The sequence below is a fragment of the Roseivirga seohaensis genome (assembly GCF_001592945.1).
In the GTDB taxonomy this organism is placed as follows: Bacteria; Bacteroidota; Bacteroidia; order Cytophagales; family Cyclobacteriaceae; genus Roseivirga; species Roseivirga seohaensis.
Genome location: NZ_LRPB01000047.1, coordinates 197645 through 216472 on the forward strand (window position 1 = coordinate 197645; position 18828 = coordinate 216472).

At 38.4% G+C, this 18828-nt stretch carries 13 protein-coding genes; 5 read left to right on the top strand and 8 right to left on the bottom strand.

Annotated elements, in window-relative coordinates; translation table 11 throughout:
• Positions 1-37 precede the first annotated feature (37 nt).
• Positions 38-1150, top strand: a complete 1113-nt coding sequence (locus AWW67_RS14285) for a DEAD/DEAH box helicase (protein WP_221404842.1) — start codon at positions 38-40, stop codon at positions 1148-1150.
• Between the two features lies 1 nt (position 1151).
• Here AWW67_RS14285 and AWW67_RS14290 read toward each other — a convergent pair whose 3' ends face one another.
• Positions 1152-1985: a hypothetical protein gene (locus AWW67_RS14290; RefSeq protein ID WP_062302571.1), complete on the bottom strand. Its 834-nt coding sequence runs from the start codon at positions 1983-1985 to the stop codon at positions 1152-1154.
• Between the two features lie 150 nt (positions 1986-2135).
• On the opposite strand from AWW67_RS14290, the gene AWW67_RS14295 reads away from it, so the two are divergent.
• A complete protein-coding gene (locus AWW67_RS14295; protein ID WP_062302622.1) occupies positions 2136-2723 on the top strand; it encodes a peptidylprolyl isomerase in 588 nt (195 codons plus the stop codon).
• A 96-nt stretch (positions 2724-2819) separates the two neighbouring features.
• On the opposite strand, the gene AWW67_RS14300 is transcribed toward AWW67_RS14295, so the two are convergent.
• The 4 genes from AWW67_RS14300 to AWW67_RS14315 form a co-directional block, all read right to left on the bottom strand.
• Positions 2820-3323 (bottom strand): SRPBCC family protein, encoded by a 504-nt coding sequence (locus tag AWW67_RS14300; protein ID WP_062302572.1) that lies wholly within the window; start codon positions 3321-3323, stop codon positions 2820-2822.
• Between the two features lie 43 nt (positions 3324-3366).
• Complete coding sequence (locus AWW67_RS14305) at positions 3367-4554, bottom strand: MFS transporter (RefSeq protein WP_062302573.1); 1188 nt, start codon at positions 4552-4554, stop codon at positions 3367-3369.
• A gap of 61 nt (positions 4555-4615) precedes the next feature.
• Positions 4616-5410, bottom strand: coding sequence for a TlpA family protein disulfide reductase (locus tag AWW67_RS14310; RefSeq protein ID WP_141655466.1), 795 nt, complete (start codon positions 5408-5410; stop codon positions 4616-4618).
• A gap of 123 nt (positions 5411-5533) precedes the next feature.
• Positions 5534-7567, bottom strand: coding sequence for a M3 family metallopeptidase (locus AWW67_RS14315; RefSeq protein ID WP_062302624.1), 2034 nt, complete (start codon positions 7565-7567; stop codon positions 5534-5536).
• A gap of 403 nt (positions 7568-7970) precedes the next feature.
• Between AWW67_RS14315 and AWW67_RS14320 the strand changes: the two genes are divergently transcribed.
• Positions 7971-11114 carry a T9SS type A sorting domain-containing protein gene (locus tag AWW67_RS14320; RefSeq protein ID WP_062302576.1) on the top strand — a complete coding sequence of 1048 codons (3144 nt, stop codon included), beginning with the start codon at positions 7971-7973 and terminating at the stop codon, positions 11112-11114.
• Between the two features lie 207 nt (positions 11115-11321).
• Positions 11322-15194, top strand: coding sequence for a T9SS type A sorting domain-containing protein (locus AWW67_RS14325; RefSeq protein WP_062302578.1), 3873 nt, complete (start codon positions 11322-11324; stop codon positions 15192-15194).
• A gap of 15 nt (positions 15195-15209) precedes the next feature.
• Here the strand turns inward: AWW67_RS14325 and AWW67_RS14330 are convergent, their stop codons facing one another.
• Positions 15210-15752: a hypothetical protein gene (locus tag AWW67_RS14330; protein WP_062302579.1), complete on the bottom strand. Its 543-nt coding sequence runs from the start codon at positions 15750-15752 to the stop codon at positions 15210-15212.
• Positions 15753-15833: 81 nt separating this feature from the next.
• On the bottom strand, positions 15834-16802 hold the full coding sequence (gene trpS / locus AWW67_RS14335; protein ID WP_062302580.1) for a tryptophan--tRNA ligase: 969 nt from the start codon (positions 16800-16802) through the stop codon (positions 15834-15836).
• 110 nt (positions 16803-16912) lie between these two features.
• Between trpS and AWW67_RS14340 the strand changes: the two genes are divergently transcribed.
• The gene (locus tag AWW67_RS14340; RefSeq protein ID WP_062302582.1) at positions 16913-17947 is read left to right on the top strand and encodes a DUF1573 domain-containing protein; all 1035 of its coding nucleotides are present in this window, start codon (positions 16913-16915) and stop codon (positions 17945-17947) included.
• A gap of 5 nt (positions 17948-17952) precedes the next feature.
• Here the strand turns inward: AWW67_RS14340 and AWW67_RS14345 are convergent, their stop codons facing one another.
• A complete protein-coding gene (locus tag AWW67_RS14345; protein ID WP_062302583.1) occupies positions 17953-18738 on the bottom strand; it encodes a hypothetical protein in 786 nt (261 codons plus the stop codon).
• Positions 18739-18828 lie beyond the last annotated feature (90 nt).

Genomic DNA, 18828 nt, shown 5'->3' on the forward strand with positions numbered 1-18828 from the left:
CGTTCTACCTTTGTAGCTGAATAAAATAAAACAAACAGTGACTACATTTTCCGAACTCGGCATATCCAAAGATTTAATCAAAGGCTTAAGCGAAATGAATATTCTAGAACCTTCTGAGGTTCAATCGCTTTCCATTCCAATTCTTCTTCAACAAAACACCGATTTTATCGGTCAGGCGCAAACAGGAACTGGTAAAACCGCAGCTTTTGGCTTGCCTTTGCTTCAGAAAATTGATGCAAAGAAACAGGCGATTCAAGGTTTGATTTTGGCACCTACACGCGAATTATGCCAGCAAATCGCGAAGCAGCTATTTAAATTCACCAAATACACCGATAAGATTTTTATTGAAGCGGTATATGGTGGTGCTGATATGCAAGTTCAAATTCAGCGTTTACAGCGGCCTACTCATATTGTAGTGGCTACTCCTGGCCGTTTAATGGATTTGATTAAAAGAGAAGTGATTGATATTTCTCAAGTGAAGTATGTGGTTTTAGATGAAGCGGACGAAATGTTAAGCATGGGCTTTAAACAGGATATGCACAGTATTCTGGACTTTGTTCCTGCTGAACGTACCATTTGGTTGTTTTCGGCTACCATGCCTGATGGAATTAGAGAGATCATTTCGAAATTCTTGAGAAATAATGCTCAGAAAATAGAAGTAGGTAGAAGTGCGGGCGTAAATGCCAATATTAGCCACGAATATGTAGTCTGTCAATCAAAAGATAAAGTGCAGGAAATCAATCATTTCTTGTCGTATCATAAAGACGAGCGCGGAATGATTTTCTGCCAAACCAAAAATGCGGCTCGTATTCTAACCAAACAGCTATTGGCTAAGAATATTGCTGTAGATGTAATTGAAGGCGATATGGGCCAACGCGACCGCGATAAGGTAATGCGAATGTTTAAGAGCGAGAAAATTGATCTTTTGGTAGCTACCGATATTGCAGCCCGTGGTATCGATGTAAAAGGTTTGAGCTTTGTGTTGCATTATCAACTTCCGCAGCAAATTGAGTACTATACTCACCGAAGTGGCAGAACAGGCCGTGCGGGCTTAAAAGGAACTTCGATCTTATTCATCTCTGAAAAAGAAAAATCTAAGATTTTCGAAATGGAAAAGGAGCTGAAAATTAAAATTAAGGTATTGAGCTAGTTTATTCTGCCATCAATTTCCTTAAAATATTGAAGTCCTGAGTTTCTGATTTCAAACCGGTAGCCATTACCTCATGGTAATTGTTTTCGAATTGAACATTGGTGATATATGTTTCTGCGCTATGCAGTTGACTGGCTATTCCGTGGTAAATGTATGATGCAATTTGGTCGTGCGACATCTGGAAAGTGTTGAAATAACCAGTGCTAAATAAACACACCCGAATGGTATTGATAGGTTTTAGGTTTAGGCTGTTGGGGCTTTTCTCTAAGGTGAAATTTTTGTTGTAGTACATTACGGCCCTGATAATGTTTTCGGCAGTGTCTTCAATCGCGTTCAGAAAATCGTTTGGTGTGCTGTATAAATCCGCTAGGGGAGGCACTACGTAAATCATGGCATAATTGGCGTCAATTTGGTAAGGACGCAAATGATCTTTGAAAATATCAACGAAAACAGTTCCGTCAAAATCAATACAAGCCGTATCTAATGGAGGTTTTTGTACCAGCGCAAACTGCACTCCAAAATCACTGTCAAAATTATCGATATGGGCGGTTTCTTTGTTTTCTGCTAGGCGATGAAGTGTTTTATGAATTTTCTGATAAGGATGTTTTCCTACAAAGTTTTGCTGTACACTGAGAATGCCATAAAAAGCGCCTGTCATACCTTCTTGACCCATTTCAAATAAAGATCCTGTGTAAGAAGTGCCAGCGTTTACTGATCCCATTACTACTTCGGGCTGAAGCGGTGGGCTTTCATAAAACACTTCACAGAAATTAGAATGCTTTGGGTTGAGTAATTCTGCCGTGATGTGTGTTCCAGGGAATTTATTGATAATCATGGTTCAGAAAGTTAAATATGATTGACAGTTGGTCTTTACAAACTACGAAAAATAATTGAAAAATTGTGAGCCCTATTTTGTCGAGATAACTACTAATATACCATTATGATCACACGTTCATTTTTTATACTTTCAAGAAAAAAAGAGAGTATGAAAAATCTATTTCTGTTACTTGTAATTGGTCTGATTTCAAGTTGCAAACCAGAAACTACTTACCCTGTAGGGCAAATTAAAACCGATAAGGGCGATATTCTGATTTGGCTTTATGATGAAACTCCAAAACATAAAGAGGCCTTTATTGAATTGGCCGAAGAGGGATATTGGAACGACTATACATTTAACCGAGTGATTGAAAATTTTGTAGCCCAAGGCGGTTGCCCAGATACGCCCGAAGGTTTTGCTTACTCAACCCACCTTTTAGAGCCTGAATTTGACCCCATTGCCAAACATGTGTATGGTGCTTTTGGTGCTGGACGAGATGATAACCCAGGTAAAATTTCGGCCGCCTGTCAATTCTATATTGTTCAGAATAAAAAGGGTTTACCGCGTTTAGATGGGGATTATACGATTTATGGACAGGTGTTCAAAGGCATGGATGTAGTTGATCAAATTGTTAAGGTAGAAACGGATTCAACTAATGCGCCTTTGGTTCCTATTAAGTTAGATGTCAGTGTTATACAAATGACGGCCGCTCAAATTGAAGCAGAAGGGTATACAATGCCAGCCAAAGGCTTGTAATACTTACTTAGGCTTGACTTTTTGAGTAGGTAGAACCTTCAAAGTTTTTCATTCTGATTTTAAATAGAGTGATTTAACACAGCTGATATTATTGCATCAACTTTTAGAAGGATTTTTCAGTTTAGCTGGAAACATATCTTCTAACACTTTGTAACGGTGAGTGAAAATTTGCAACAGCTTTCCTCTTACTAAAATTGGGTGAACCATACGTCCTAAAATGCCAAAAGGAAGTTTATATGATACCTTGTCGATCATTCTAACTCCAGTCAAAGAAGTTTCGAAAATGTGTTCGTGGTGCCACATGGCATAGGGGCCAAACCGTTGCTCATCTACGAATGAATTGAGGTGATTTACATGAGTTATTTCCGTTACCCAGTTAGATTTTATACCGGGGAAGGGCGAAACCTTATAAGTGATGATTTGGCCTGCATACATGGTTTTGGCTTCTTCAGAAGTGATTTTAAAACCCATATGCTTCGGTGTTATTTTCTCTAAATTCTTAGGAGAAGAAAAGAAAGCCCAAGCTGTTTTAATGTCTATTGGAAGCTCTTGTACAGTTTTGAGGGTGTAAATACCAGAATGACTTTTCAGTGATACCATTGTTTCAAATTTGGTTATCAACTGTTTTTGTGAGTGAAGTGTTTTAAGCTTTCGTAATATTTTCTTTGATCAACTTTTTGGTATGCACTAAACCAAATAAAGGTCCTATAAACAAGCTAAACATTAGCCATTTGGTATCGATTACTGTGGCTAAGTATCCTAAAAGCTGAATGCTTGGAATGGTCAATAAAAAGCCGATACTTACTACAATTGTAATGGCCGTACCAACCGATTCTTTGGGTGCTGTTTTTGCAGTTAGTGAAGAAAACTGAGCTGAATCTCCAATAACAGCAAAGCCCCAAACTAGGAGCGAGGCAATGAAAAATGTTTCGTTTAGATTGAAAATAAGAGGTGAAATCAAACAGAGTATTCCAGAAATCATCAGGAAGGTATACGCCACTTTTGCACTGCCTTTTTTTACTGAGATAAAGCCCCCCAAAACACAACCAATAGCACCAATTGCCATGATAATAAAGGTGTAAAGGCTTGGGTGAAGCGCTGTTCCATGTGTTTCATTATAATACACTAGCACTACGGGCAGAAAAGCCCAAAAGGTGTATAACTCCCACATATGCCCAAAATAGCCAAAGGCCGCAGACCTGAACTCTTTAACTTTAAACACTTCAAAAACCTTAGCAGGGTTGAATTTAGAACCCTTTTTGCGGTGTGGACCTTCTCCGACAAAGAGAATCATGGCTAAGCCACCTAGAACTGCTAAAATGGAAGTGCCAATCAAAACGAATTTCCAAGAAAGACTGCTGCCGGTATAGTTCAATAAATGAGGGAAAGCAGAACCTAAAACCAAAGCAGCCACTAAATAGCCTAATGCTTTACCCAGTTTGCCCTCAAACCAATCAGAGGCTATTTTCATTCCGACAGGATAAATTCCAGCAATAAAAACCCCTGTTAAAAAGCGTGCAGAAAGCAATACAAAGTAGCTAGAAGGCAAGAAAATCAATGAAACATTTAGAGCACTACCTGCAAGTGCGCAGAGCAGAAAAACCCTTGAGGGTTTAAACCTATCAGCAATGGATAGCAGGGCGAAAATAAATGTACCGAAGATAAAGCCCAGTTGCACCGATGAAGTTACAGCGGCCAAGGCATCTTCAGGCAAATTCCATTCTAATTGAAGCTCTTTTAGAATGGCATTTCCTGCAAACCAAAGAGAGGTTCCCGCAAATTGAGCAAACACAATACTGGGTAATACCCTTTTAGGAACGCTTAAAGTCAAAATAAATGGAGTTCGGTTGGTGTAAAGTTACTTAGTAAACATTGGGTTACTAAAATACAGGTTACATCTTCTCGATAATCTTCTGAATTAACTCATTTGTAGTTTCGTAATCCGTTTCACTTTCTTTGGCAAGATCAATTGCTTCTTTGGCTTTTTTTAGTGCTTCGGTATATTGACCCGATAGATATAGAAGGGCAGCGTATGTGTCGGTATTATTGTAGTTGGCGTTTAAGCTGATAGATCGTTTCACAAATTCTAAGGCCTTGGCCATTTCTTCATCTGTTTCTGGAATTACATTACTTTCATCTTCGTGTTCTAAATAGTAGTTCCAAGCGTAAGAATTAAGGCCTTCCGAATCTTCCCAAATAAACTCTTTTCCAAAAAAATCTACGAACATGTATGACCTCAAGCTATAACTCGCATCCATGTATTGAATATGGCCTAGCTCATCAAAAAATAGAATTACCGGAGCTGAAGAAGTAGTGAAGTACGTATCGAATGAATTGTTTAAATCAGTGTCTAGGTAAAGGTTAGTAACATTACTCCAGTAGTTGTTATGGTAATTATTGGCTTTCATGGCTTTCCAATCCTCATCAACATTGAGTGCCAAAACCTGAACTTTACCCGATTTTGCTGCTGCGCCTAAAGATTTTATCACATCCATACATGGTGTACACCATTTACCGCTCCAAGTGATTAGAAAGGTTGGATTTGCACCACCTTCTCCGTCTGATATCAGGCTGACAAGCTCTACTGTTTCGTCATTATCGGCTCTTCTCATTGTAAAATTGACTTGAGCATCTACATAAGTATATGTCAGTGTTAGGAAAAGTAGTGTTGTGATTAGGCGTTTCATAATTGGTGATTTAAACAACTAATTTATAGAAAATCGATTACCTAATTCAAAGTGGCTATAAAAAAATAAGCATCTGTATTTTCAGATGCCTATTTTTCTTCATCAATAAGTGAGAAAAGTGTCTTATTTAAGTAAACCAGCTCTTCTTAATAGGGCCTTAACATCTGGCTCTTGGCCTCTGAATCTTTTGTACAGAGTCATTGGGTGCTCCGAACCTCCCTTAGATAAAATGTTGTCCTTAAACTTGTTGGCTATTTCTTTATTGAAAATTCCATTCTCTTTGAAATACTCAAAAGCATCTGCGTCTAATACTTCGGCCCATTTATAACTGTAATAGCCAGCCGAATACCCGCCTTGGAAAATATGAGAGAACGAGCAGCTCATATTAGTTCCGTCAATGGGAGCGAGCACCTCGGTATTTTTTAAAATATCTCTTTCAAAATCAGATACGCTAGTAACGCTTGAATTGTCTTGCCCGTGCCAAGCCATATCTAGTTTACCAAAACCTAACTGACGCATGGTTTGGTATCCTTCCAAGAAATTGGCGCTTTCCTTAATTTTTTCAACTAGTGACTCAGGAATGGTTTCTCCTGTTTCGTAATGCTTCGCGAAAAGGTCTAAGCATTCCTTTTCATAACACCAGTTTTCTAGAATTTGAGAAGGAAGTTCAACGAAGTCCCAGTAAACACTTGGCCCCGACAGGCTTTCATATTGAACATTGGAAAGCATTCCATGCAACGCATGACCAAATTCATGAAAAAGCGTAGTTACTTCGTTAAAAGTGAGGAGGGAAGGTTTACTTTTTCCTGGCTTAGTAAAGTTGCAAACGTTTGAAACCAAGGGGCGGTGATCGCCTTTTTCATCTTTGTATTGCCCAGCGAAAAGTGTCATCCAAGCGCCAGCGCGTTTGCCTGGTCGTGGAAAGAAATCGGCATAGAAAATTGCCATGTGCTCACCTTTTTCGTTTTTTACTTCATAGGCTGTAACATCAGGGTGGTATACTTCAATTTCATCATTCTTCTTGAATGTCAAGCCATAGAGCTTTTGCGCAGTTTGGAAAACTCCATCAACTACGTTTTCAAGCTTAAAGTACGGTTTTAGCATTTCATCATCAATGCTGTATTTTTCCATTTTGAGCTTTTCGGAATAGTAACCGAAATCCCATCGTTCTAATTTATCTATGCCATCTAGTTTCTTGGCAAAGTCTTCTACTTCTTTCACATCATTTTTAGCTGCTTCAATTCCATGTTTCTGAATTTCATCTAAGAAATCGAGCACTTTTTTAGGCGACTCAGCCATGCGCTCTTCCAAAACAAAATCGGCATGAGTTTTATAACCAAGTAGTTTAGCGCGTTCGTTTCTGAGTTTTACAATTGCCTTTACGGTTTCTTGGTTATCTAGCTCATCGCCTTTAAAGGCTTTTGATGAAAAAGCTATGCTTAACTCTTTTCGCAGTGCTCGGTTTGCAGCGTAAGTCATAAAAGGAACATAACTTGGGTAATCAAGCGTAATCACCCATTTGCCTTCATGCCCCTTGTCAATCGCATCTTGAGCGGCTTGCTCAATGGCGTAATCTGGTAAACCTTTAAGGTCGTCCTCGTTATCAATTACCAATGCATATTTATTGGTTTCGGCCAATACATGGTCGCCAAACTGTAAGGAAAGTTTAGAAAGTTCAACATCAATATTGCGGAGTTTTTGTTTTTGATCATCATTCAATAAGGCTCCGTTTCTTACAAACCCTTTATAAGTTTTATCAAGCAAGGTGTTTTGTTCCGCAGTAAGTTTTGTTCTGTCTTCATTCTCATAAACAAACTTTACTTTATTGAAGAGCTCCTCATTTAAAAGGATGTCGTTAGAGAACTCAGTAAGCAGCGGAGAGATTTCTCTGGCAATTGCCTGCATTTCTTCATTGGTTTCAGCTGAATTCAAGTTGAAAAAGATAGAAGAAGCTCTATCCAGCTGCTTTCCCGAAAACTCTAGGGTTTCTACCGTATTTTTAAAATTAGGCGTTTCACCGAGCTTATTGATATTCTCAACTTCAATCTTTGCTTGATTAATCAAGGCTTCAATTGCTGGCTGATAATGTTCGTTTTTGATTCGCGAAAAATATGGTGTCTGAAATGGGTTGTTATTATTTTCAATAAGGGGATTCATCTGAATTCTTTTTATCTGTTTGAACACTGCAATATTAACCAACTCAAAATAGAAGCGGTTTCTTATTCTCTAAAAAGTTTTAAGAGAATCGACTTAGTTGAGGAGTTGTATTTTAACAAGTGGTTGAGTGTTTTTATAATGAATACTGTCTGTATTTTACTGCTGAGTTGAATTATATCGTGCTATTGTGAGTGTGTTTTTTTGAAGGTGTTTTCATGTTGAAAAACAAAATAAAAATAAATAATTAATAACAGGTAGGGTGCGAACTAATATGGGAGTAATTCAGTTTTTCAAACACAAAAAAATGCGTTTCACACGGAAAAATTATTTTCAATTAAACTGAATCCAGTCTTACTGATTAAGCCGTATGTGTAATCTTGAAAACGCTAACCAATAATCTTTAATGAGGTTTTTTACTTTCGCCTTTTACCTTCTTTTCTTATTCCCTTTTTATCTGGCCGCACAAGGAAACTTTGTTTCCAATAGTTCTGGAGAGTGGAAATCCAAATCTACATGGACTTTAGTCAGTGGTTCTGATGCTAATGAAGTACCTGATGATGATGATAATGTTATTATTCAATCTGGGCATACTATTACTATTTCCGGTAATGAAGCTGGAAATAATCTCGTTTTTAATGGAGGAACCATTGCCTTTAATAGTAATAGAACACTTACGCTTAATGGAAATGTAACTATGACGGCCAGTTCGTCTATTACAGGCTATAGTAACTCACATGTATTTAATGTTTTGGGTAACTTAACTGTAAGTAGTGGTAATACGCTTTCAGTTGGAGCCGTTAAATTTGAGATTCAAGGCACAACTACGGTTAACGGAACCTTAGCTATTACTGGTTATAGCGCTAAACCGCGAAACTTTGGAAACCTTATTATTAATAGTGGTGCTACGATGACAGTAAGTGGTCAAGACCTCTATACTTTTAGCGGTAATGTGACAAATAATGGAACCTTTACCGCCAACGATCAAACCGAGTTTCGATTTGTAAGTGCCACAGGCACGATTGGAGGAGCAAACCCAATGAGTATGTATAAGGTGGTTTTTAACTCTCCAGCCAATTATACAAATAATGGAAATTTGGTGGTTAGGAATGACATGTCGGGCACGGGTAGCTTTACCAACGGAGCTGGCGGAAACCTTGAGTTACAGAACGGAGGGCCTTTTACAGTAAGCACATTCAACGCTTCTGCCACTGGCAATACTATAACGTATACAGGTTATGGAAGTCCCACATCGTTCTCTGGTAACTATTATAACCTCGTTCTTAATAAGTCTAGTGGTAGCTTAAGCTTTGGTAGTAGCTTGTCTGTTTTGAATGACCTTACTATTCAAGATGGTATTCTTCAAGTAAATGCGGTTACACTAACCATAGGGAATGATTTAATAATTGAAGATGGGGAATTTACACCAGACAATGCATCTGCAATTGTGAATATTGGAGGAGACTTTGTTGGCACTGGTGGTCAATACGATCACAACAATGGAGATGTGAATGTTACGGGTAACGTAGATATTTCTGGTACAGAGTTTTTGTTTAGTGGTGCCTCTTCTACCTTAGATGCAGGCTCTTTCACCATGAATAATGCAGCCATTACTTTTAGTAGTGGTACTATTACTACAACAGGAAATTACACCCTGAACGGAACAAGTAACTTAATTGTCAATAATGCAGCAGCTACACTATCTGTTGGAGGTGAGTTTTCTTTGGTGAGTGGCACAACAAACCTTAGCCGAGGTAATTTTTCAGCAGGGTCAATTAACGTAGCAGCAGGCAAAGAGCTTGTACTAGGAAATATTACAACTACTGTAACAGGAACAACCACGATAAACGGCACAATAACTTTTAATTCATCTGGTAGCTCTAAGAGTTTTAATTCAATTTTGGTGAATTCTGGTGGTTCTTGGGCGGTTACTCAACCCAATAACTTTACAGTTTCAGGAAATATAACCAACAATGGGTCTTTCACTAGTCCTAGTTATGGAAGTAGTATTTACACATTGTCAAGTACTTCGGGTAGTTTGAACGGTTCTGGAAACCTTTCACTTCGAGATATTCTTATTAACAGTCCGGCCAGTTATACAAACAATACGGATTTAACGGTAGGGGGTACTTTAAACGGTTCTGGAACATTTATTAATGGGGCAGGAGCCACTTTAAGGTATCAGGGTGATAATAGTGCTGGTTCAAATTTCACTATTTCAAATTTTACGGCCTCAGCTACTGGAAATACAGTAGTATATGGTGCTGCTTCATCGAGTCAGAGATGGAGGGCAACAAGCAGCGCTAATAATGATTACTATAATGTGACTTTAGATTTTACTGGAACGGGAGACTATCAGCGACTTCAGTTGGTAAATAATGTACGTGTAAATGGCACTTTAAATATCATTGCGGGCGATCCGGTGTTGAATACTTACAACCTAGAATTAGCTGCTGGAGCAAGCGTTACTGGAGGAAATGCCACAGAATATATTAGACAAAATAGCTCGGGCGTAATTCGAAAGTATTTTTCGGCAACGGGTCAATCGGTATATCTTCCAATGGGAGACGATAACGATTTCTCACCTATTACTAATTTCACCTTAAATGGAGGTACTCTTGGTGCTAACCCTTATGTAAATTTTAGCGTCACAGATGCCAACCATCCAAATAGAAACACAGACAATACTGCTTCTGGAGGAGACGATGACGGAACCACAGCAGTAGCCTATTTGAGTAGATACTGGACTGTGACTGGCAATGACATTGCAAACCCATCCTTTAGCGCTACCTATCAATATGTAGATGCAGACGTAACAGGTACAGAATCGGATATGGTGGCTGCACTCAGACGAACTAGAACTGGTGGAATGGGGCCAGTTTTAGATTGGACAGAAGCCGGAACAGTTAATCCTACAACTAATACGGTATCGTTAAACAGTGGCGATGGATTTGGCGATATGTATGCGATGGACAATACCGATAGTCGTTTGCCAATTGTATTGTTATCATTTACTGCCGAAGTTAAAAAAGCTAAGGTTCAATTGTCATGGTCTACCGCGTCAGAATTGAACAATGATTTCTTTACCATAGAGCGTTCTCAAAATGGACTTGATTTTGAGCCTATCCTATTTATTTCGGGTAAAGGAACAAGTGAAAAAACCAACACTTATACCGCATTTGATGATTTACCTATTACTGGTAGAAATTACTATCGATTAAAACAGACAGATTTTAATGGGGCTTTTGAATATTCAGAGGTGGTTAGTGTAATGAATGCCACTGTCTTTGAAAAAAGTTCTGAATTAAGAGTGTACCCTAATGCTGTTTATCGAGGAAATGACCTTAATATTCAACATGCACAAATTGGCAATGAGATTGTTATTTTGACCTTGATATCTCTTAACTCTTCTGAAATTCTAGAGATTACTAAAAAGGGAGAAGATGGGTATATAAAGTTTCAAACTCCAAATACTTTAAAATCAGGCGTCTATATTTTGAAAGTGGTAAACGGAAGCTTTACAGAGTCGCTGAAGGTGTTAATTAAGTAGTTAACAAAGACCTCTAGACTAACTTTTTTGGTAATTCTCTGTTTAGAAAGTCCGAATATTTTTTGTTCTTTTACGCTGAGAACCTCGATTGTCTTAGTAAACTCAATGCGTCTTTCACCGCACTACTCACTTTTGAGCTTATTAGACGACTATTATTTCCTAGCACTAGTGCTGAATTAACCATTTAGATTAAATACCGAAACTGCTGTGAAGTTTATTTTTACATTCACATTTTTTGTGTGTACTGTTATTTGTAGTGCTCAAGCGAATTTTCAGAGCAATGTTGCTTCAGGCAACTGGACTGCCCCTGGAAGTTGGCTTTTAGTCAGTGGATCAGACGCTGATGGTATTCCTGATAGTAACGACAATGTTACCATTCAAACTGGGCACACCATAAACATTGCTACCACCACCCCCCAAAACTGTAACAATCTCACTATTGATAGAGGTACGTTAGCATATACGGCAGGTACAGGAAGGTTAAATGTACGAGGTGATTTTGTGGCCAATTCAACGGTTGGCACTCGTGCTAGATTGTCTGGTTCTTCCAATAATCATCGTATCGTAATAACTGGCAGTTCTACAGTAAATGCTTCTAGTCACCTCGAAGTAATTGCCGTCAGAATTACAGCAAATGGCCCAACGGTACTCAGCGGCTTACTCGAGTTCACCACGGCCCAAGCTTCAAATAATGTTTATACTGATTTAACTATTAACGGAAGCGGTACTTGGACCAATAACTCTACCCAAAACTTTACATTTACCGGTTCTATTTTAAATAATAGCGGAAATGCTATGACACCATGCTCAACCGTGGATGGTTGTAATTATATTCTTAATGGAGATGGAGAGAGTATTGGTGGTACGGGCACAAATACATTGACTAGACTTGTAATTAATGATCCAGTAACCATAACAAACGATGGTACTTTGGTGATGACTGACGACATAGTAGGCTCAGGTACTTTGAATAATGACGGCTCTATTACAGTAAATACCCATGCCGGTGGTGCAAATTTCACATTGGATAACTGGGATCTAAATAATCCAGGAAGCTCTTTCACCTACCAAGGAACCACCAATGAAACACTTGATATTACTTTTCCATTTTATGATTTAGTAGTCAACATGGATAATGGCGTTTTGCTTCAAGTACTAAATAACGATGTGTCGGTTGAGAATAACCTGACCATAAATTCCGGAGAAATGAGGGTGCGAGATAATAGAACCTTGGCCGTTACAGGTAATTTAAGTATTGCTGGTGCTAATGCTGAATTCTCGCCTTTCTCAACCAATAATACTGTAAATATTGGAGGAAACCTCTTGATGTCAGATGGTAACTACGACCAAAATGAAGGGGATGTAAATGTAACAGGAGACATTATTCTGACGGGTGGAGCAATGATTATTTCTGAATCTGGAACTTCTACATTAGATGCCACAGATATGACCATTACTGATGCTGCAGTAACACTTAGCAGTGGTACAATGACTATTTCTAACGCTGCTGGCGGATTGACCATAGATAGTGATGTGAACAACGTGGCTATATTGAGCACATTAGATGTTGCAGGTCAAATTGACGTACAAAGTGGTACTACAATTCTTAATTCTGGAGCCGATGTTTCGGCTGGTTCAATAGCGATTTCTGGAGGGATTTTTAGACCAAATGATGCGACCGTTGTATTAGATGTTACTGGTAATATAACCACTTCAGCAACTGGTATTTATGATCAAAATGATGGTGACGTAAACGTGTCAGGAGATTTCAATTTAACCAATGGTTCGGCTTTTTTAGATGGAGGGACTTTGGATGCCACAGACATGGCTATCGCTACAGGAGATGTTCAGTTAAGGGCTGGTACAATGAATGTTACAAATGCTACGGGTGGAATAAGTGTCAATTCAGGAAGGCTTGTAATGAACGGAGCTAATACGTTGAATGTAACCAATGACTTGACTATTGCTGGTGGTGAATTGTTATTTAATGATAACACAGCTACAATTAATATTTCAGGCGATTTACTTATGTCATCAGGTGAATATGACCATAACGATGGGGATATGAATATTTCTGGTGATATAACGATTACAGGTGGAGCTATGGATTTGAATGAAACAACAGCTTCAACCATAGATGCTACCGATATGACCTTAGCTACAGGCACTGTTGACTTAAGAGCAGGAACCTTAACACTTACAAATGCTGCTGGAGGATTAACTGTAAATAGTGGTGCATTTAATCAACTTGGCACAACCGTCAGTATTGCTGGAGACTTTGAGGTTAATGGAGGGACTGTTGACTCCAATACAGGTACTTTGACTTTCGTAAATATGGATATTGCTACAGGTGGAGCAATGACTTTGGCCAATACTTCTATTACTTCTACGGGCACAATTACTGTTGACAATGGTAGTTTTACTATTGATGGAGCGGCAGGATCTTACAACTTCAATAATATTGATGTAAACTCAAATGGATCTTGGTTGGTTACAGCCCCTTATTCACCAACTATCTCGGGTAATTTATCTAATGACGGCACTTTTACAGGCTGTAACGGAGCAGGTTGTGTATATACACTGACCAGTGCTACAGGAACTATTTCCGGAACAGGAGCAATGAATACTATGTCTGACTTTTTAATTGACGCAGCTGCAAGCTATACCAACACAAACTCTGGCGGAGTAGATATATCTGATGCACTAGGTGGAACTGGGGCATTTATCAATGGAGCGAATGGATCGATGCTTTATGGTGGTTCAAATGCAAACTTTACCATAAGCTCTTTTACTGCTTCGGCTGTGGGCAATACGGTTACCTACAATCGTACTGTGAGCAATCAGGAAATTCAACAAACCACAGACGCAGGAAATAATTATTACAATTTGGTTATAAATAAGGCTGATGGACAGGATGTTACAACTACTGCAGACATCACTATAGATAATCAATTGACCATGACAGCAGGAGATATTATTATGGGAGGTCAAAATATAATTATGTCTCCAGGAGCAACAATTACTGGAGGAAATTCAATCAGTTATATTCAAGATAATGCAGGAGGAGTGCTTAGGTATGGCCTTTCAGCTTTGGGGACATTTTTCGTTCCAATTGGAGGCGATCAGTATTCTCCGATAACCCTTGTACTAACATCTGCTACAATAGGTGGTAGTGCTTCAATTGATTTTAGTATAACAGATTCAGCGCACCCTAACCGTGATAGAGATAATACTGGCGATTCACCAGCAGGTGATGATGATGGTACTGCGGCAACAGACTATATAGAATTGTATTGGACAGTTTTAGGCAATAACATTACCAACCCGGTATACAATGCTAGTTTTATTTACGATGCATCAGACTTTACCCAATCCACAGAGAGTAATATGGTTGGGGTAGCCTACCGAACAATTGCAGGAGGTACTTTAGATTGGTTTGTAGGCGGAACTGTAAACCCAACCAACAATACGGTAACGGTGAGCGATGTACAGGGCTTTGGCGATTTATATGCTATGGATAATACCACCGAACGTTTGCCAATTGTATTGCTTTCTTTCAATGCGTTTCCAGCAAAGGGCTTTGTCAATTTGAAATGGGTAACCGCCATTGAAGAAAACAATCAACTTTTCACCATTGAGCGATCTGCAGACGCTAAAGAATTTACGCCAGTTTTATTTGTAGAAGGAGCAGGTACAACCACCGCTACAAGGTCATACAGCATATCAGATATGAATCCGGTTTTGGGCAGGTCATACTATAGGCTTAGGCAAACTGATTTTAACGGACAATTTGAGTATTCAGAAGTAATCAGTGTGGTTTATGAAGGAGTTAATACTTTCAGTTTTGGCCTGAAAGGAAACGTAATTACTACAGGTGAAAAACTTAGAGTTTGGTCTCAGAATGCCTTAGAGCTTCCTAAACTAATGATTAGAGATATTAAAGGAGAAATGCTTTTAAACAAAACACTTTCACCAGAACAGGGAGAAGTAGAAGAGACTAGTTTACTATCGGCTGGAATTTATTTCTTAACAGTTAGCCATTTAGGCAGGGTAGAAACAAAGAAGTTTATTGTTCGATAAACGAATCGCGGTGGGTTAGTTTCCGAAGTTAGAATTACAAACGGTTATACTTTTAGTTCCGTTTAAATAGGCCTGATTTTGATCTACATTCAGTCCAATGTTCGTTGAGCCCAAAATTTCGTTTTCCAACGGTCCTGAAGCTTCAAAGTGGATTTTAATACTGCCATTGAAGTCCAAAAGGTCATTATAGTCAATGGTAGTGTTGTTATCCAACGACTCCAAAATGGTAACACTTTTACCAATTCCGTTCACCTCTTTTAAAGTGGTAAGATAAGTGGCTACATCTCCATTATCACTTAAGCTCCCAAAATGGAGATGAACTGGATGTTCAGCACCTGAAATCACATCGTTCAGAGTAATCTCTATTTGAGCTTTTCCATCATTCCGTTCTCTTATTGATAAAGTACCTGAAGTTGTATTTCCTTCAACGGAACCAGGGATTAAGGCCATTTCCATTTGGTTACCCGTAAATTCAGAAAGCTCATTTCCAGAATCGTTACACGAGCTAACGAATAGAAGAGTGGATAAAATCAAACTACTTAGAAATGCCTTTTTCATAATCCTTATTTTTTAACCAATTAACTAAACGACATGTGACTGACTTTGGTCTTTAATTAAGCAAGAATTTTATCATTTGGTTCAAAAACCAATGGCTTTCTTGGCCCTAGCAAGAACTTCTCTAGCTACTACTCTGGCTTTTTCTTCACCGGCTTCTAATTTCTTGTTCAGTTCGTCAAGGTTATTCATGTAGTAATTGAAGATTTCTCTTTCCTTGGCGTATTTTTCTAAAATTAGCTCATAAAGCGCAATTTTAGCATGTCCATAGCCATAATTTCCGCCTTCATAATTTGCTCTCATTTCTTGGGTTTGAGCTTCAGAAGCTATTAATGAATAGATGGCAAATGTGTTGTCAGTGTCGGGGTTTTTAGGAGCCTCAAGCGGAGCACTATCGGTAACGATTTGCATAATATTCTTCTTAAGGGCCTTGTCGGGCTGAAAAATATCAATGGTGTTTCCATAAGATTTACTCATTTTTTGGCCATCCGTACCAGGAATAGTCATTACTTTTTCGTTAATCTTGGCTTCCGGAATTTTAAATATTTCTCCGTATTGATTATTGAAAGTATTGGCCATATCACGTGCCATTTCCAAGTGCTGTCTTTGGTCTTTTCCTACAGGAACATAGGCCGCATCGTAAAGTAAAATATCGCAGGCCATTAATACAGGATAAGTGAAAAGCCCAGCGTTTACATCTGAAAGTCTGTCGGATTTATCTTTAAATGAATGTGCATTGGCCAGCATAGGGTAGGGCGTCATGCAGCTTAAGTACCATGTGAGTTCGCAAACTTCTGGCACTCTTGATTGACGGTAAAAGGTGTTTTTGTCAGTATCGAAACCAAAAGCCAACCACGCGGCTGCCACAGCATTGGTGTTGTCTATTCTTGTTTGTGGGTCTTTAATGGTGGTAAGTGAATGTAAATCAGCAATAAAGAAGAACGAATCGTTTTTAGGATCCTTTGATAATTCGATTGCTGGAATAATTGCGCCTAATAAATTTCCCAAGTGTGGTTTGCCTGAACTTTGTATTCCAGTTAAGATTCTTGCCATGGATTTAATATTTGTCACAAATAAATGATTATTGACTGGTCGATTCAAGCATTGCCTTGTTATTTTTGCTTGTGAACATATTAAAAACACATTCCTGTCGTCAATACCTTATGACCAAATTCTTATGCTTTCTTTTTTTGATTTGTATTACTTCTTACGGTTTTGCTCAAAACCCTGAAGTGATTAATGTAGGAGTGATTGATGGAGAAGTAGGGACTTTTTATGGAAATTTTTCTTGGGAAAACACCTCTGAAGATACAGTAATGATCGGGTTTTGGTCTGGCGCGGAAAGGTTAAAACTAGAAAAGGAGAACTTTAAAGTGCATCCAAGAGAAGCCGTAGATATTCCTTATACCATCCTTACAGAAGGCTATGTAGGAGGTTTCGAAATAGGGGTGAGAGTTTTAGACTCATCAGAAATTATTATAAAAGAATATGTTTTTCAAGGACGAATTTTAACTCCAGTTATAGATGTATTTAAAGCTTATCGTAATGTATTTTGGCCATTTCGGTCTAAATATCAGGTAGTTAATTTCAGGTCGGGCTTTATTGGAGATGATTTAAGCGCGGAAATGATCCTGTACAATTTCGGAGGTGAACCATTGGATTTGAGAGCAACCAGCATTTCATCTTATTACGATGTAAGTTTTCAACCTAATGAAGTGCCTCACAATAGCTTCACTAAGATGAATATTGTTTTAAAAACAGATTCTTTATTAGTACCAGGCTTTACAAAAGAGATTGTTCAAGTAAAGGATAAAAATGATTCGCTGGTATTTTCAATTCCAGTGCAGTTTACCCTTGAACAGAAACCTTCGGACTATACTGCCGACTCGCCATATTTGGCAATAAGTGATTTAGACCATGACTTTAAAGTAATGGCGCCAAACACTAAAAAGTCGGTAAATATTACACTTTCAAATCGAGGAAATGAGCCATTGGAGCTTATAAAGATAGAAAGCAATTGCTCATGCTTGTTGTATGATGTGAAAAGGGCTGCTATAGCACCTGGCGAATCTGTAGAAATGCAGGTTACCTTTGATGCGACTGACAGATTAGGCTTCGAAAGAAAAACACTAGCTATTTTTAGTAACGACCCCAGAAAACCTACTGCGGTCATTACTTTTAGAGCACATGTGAAATAATACTGCTATTCCTCAATAATTTTGTTTAGCAGCTCAACAAGTTTGTTGTCATTTTTGATGGCACCTTTTAATGCATTAATCAGGTAATCAGGTACTTTTTCTCCTTTTTTGAGTTTAGAGCTCAAATCCGAAAACATCTCTGTGGCACTTTCTTTATTTTCCACTTTTTCAGAATACTTAAGCAGTGTTTCAAAGTCTTTTAACATGCTTTGTATAGAGGGGGCTATTTTAGGAGCAGCAGACTGGTAGTAAGAAGCGGGTTGTTCTTTGATTGAGTTTTTTAGCGCAATACAGCCATTATAATCTGCAACAATTTGATCTATATCCTTTCTGGTAAATTCTTTTTCCTCAATTTTATCAGATACTTCTTCACAGTCTGAAAGGTAATCTGCCATTAGCTTTCTGAAACCCATTATGCCGGGTAGTGCAAATGCTGGTGCGCCAAATTTCTGTAAAGCCACCATACCAAAATCATCCATTCTATTAGAATTAGAATATTTGTAAACGCTTAAGTAGTCTTCAGAAACAAGTAATCCGAAATGATATTGCTCACCAATTTTCATAGGTTTAATTAGCCCAAACTCTTCCATTGAAATGTTCTGGATGTCGAAAAGCTTAATGGTCTCCTTGTCCTTACCATTTTTTACAACAGCGTAAGGCATTCCATCAGAATTAGATAATAATTGAACATCGCCAGTTAAGGTTTCGCCTGTATGTTTTGTAAGAATGTCTTGGCCAACAACTGAAAATGAAAGAAGTAACAGTGTGAAAATTGATAAGTAGCGTTTCATATAGATTTATTGTGTTTGCGAAGGTAGGGCATATTTTTTTTTAATTCCACAGAATTGATGCTGCTTAATGCAAAGGGTGTAACCATTTTG

Bases quoted from the DNA above. Each gene is read 5' to 3' on its own strand.
- AWW67_RS14290 (WP_062302571.1), bottom strand. From the start codon at position 1,985: ATGATTATCAATAAATTCCCTGGAACACACATCACGGCAGAATTACTC.
- AWW67_RS14295 (WP_062302622.1), top strand. From the start codon at position 2,136: ATGAAAAATCTATTTCTGTTACTTGTAATTGGTCTGATTTCAAGTTGC.
- AWW67_RS14300 (WP_062302572.1), bottom strand. From the start codon at position 3,323: ATGGTATCACTGAAAAGTCATTCTGGTATTTACACCCTCAAAACTGTA.
- AWW67_RS14310 (WP_141655466.1), bottom strand. From the start codon at position 5,410: ATGAAACGCCTAATCACAACACTACTTTTCCTAACACTGACATATACT.
- AWW67_RS14315 (WP_062302624.1), bottom strand. From the start codon at position 7,567: ATGAATCCCCTTATTGAAAATAATAACAACCCATTTCAGACACCATAT.
- AWW67_RS14320 (WP_062302576.1), top strand. From the start codon at position 7,971: ATGAGGTTTTTTACTTTCGCCTTTTACCTTCTTTTCTTATTCCCTTTT.
- AWW67_RS14330 (WP_062302579.1), bottom strand. From the start codon at position 15,752: ATGAAAAAGGCATTTCTAAGTAGTTTGATTTTATCCACTCTTCTATTC.
- trpS (WP_062302580.1), bottom strand. From the start codon at position 16,802: ATGGCAAGAATCTTAACTGGAATACAAAGTTCAGGCAAACCACACTTG.
- AWW67_RS14340 (WP_062302582.1), top strand. From the start codon at position 16,913: ATGACCAAATTCTTATGCTTTCTTTTTTTGATTTGTATTACTTCTTAC.
- AWW67_RS14345 (WP_062302583.1), bottom strand. From the start codon at position 18,738: ATGAAACGCTACTTATCAATTTTCACACTGTTACTTCTTTCATTTTCA.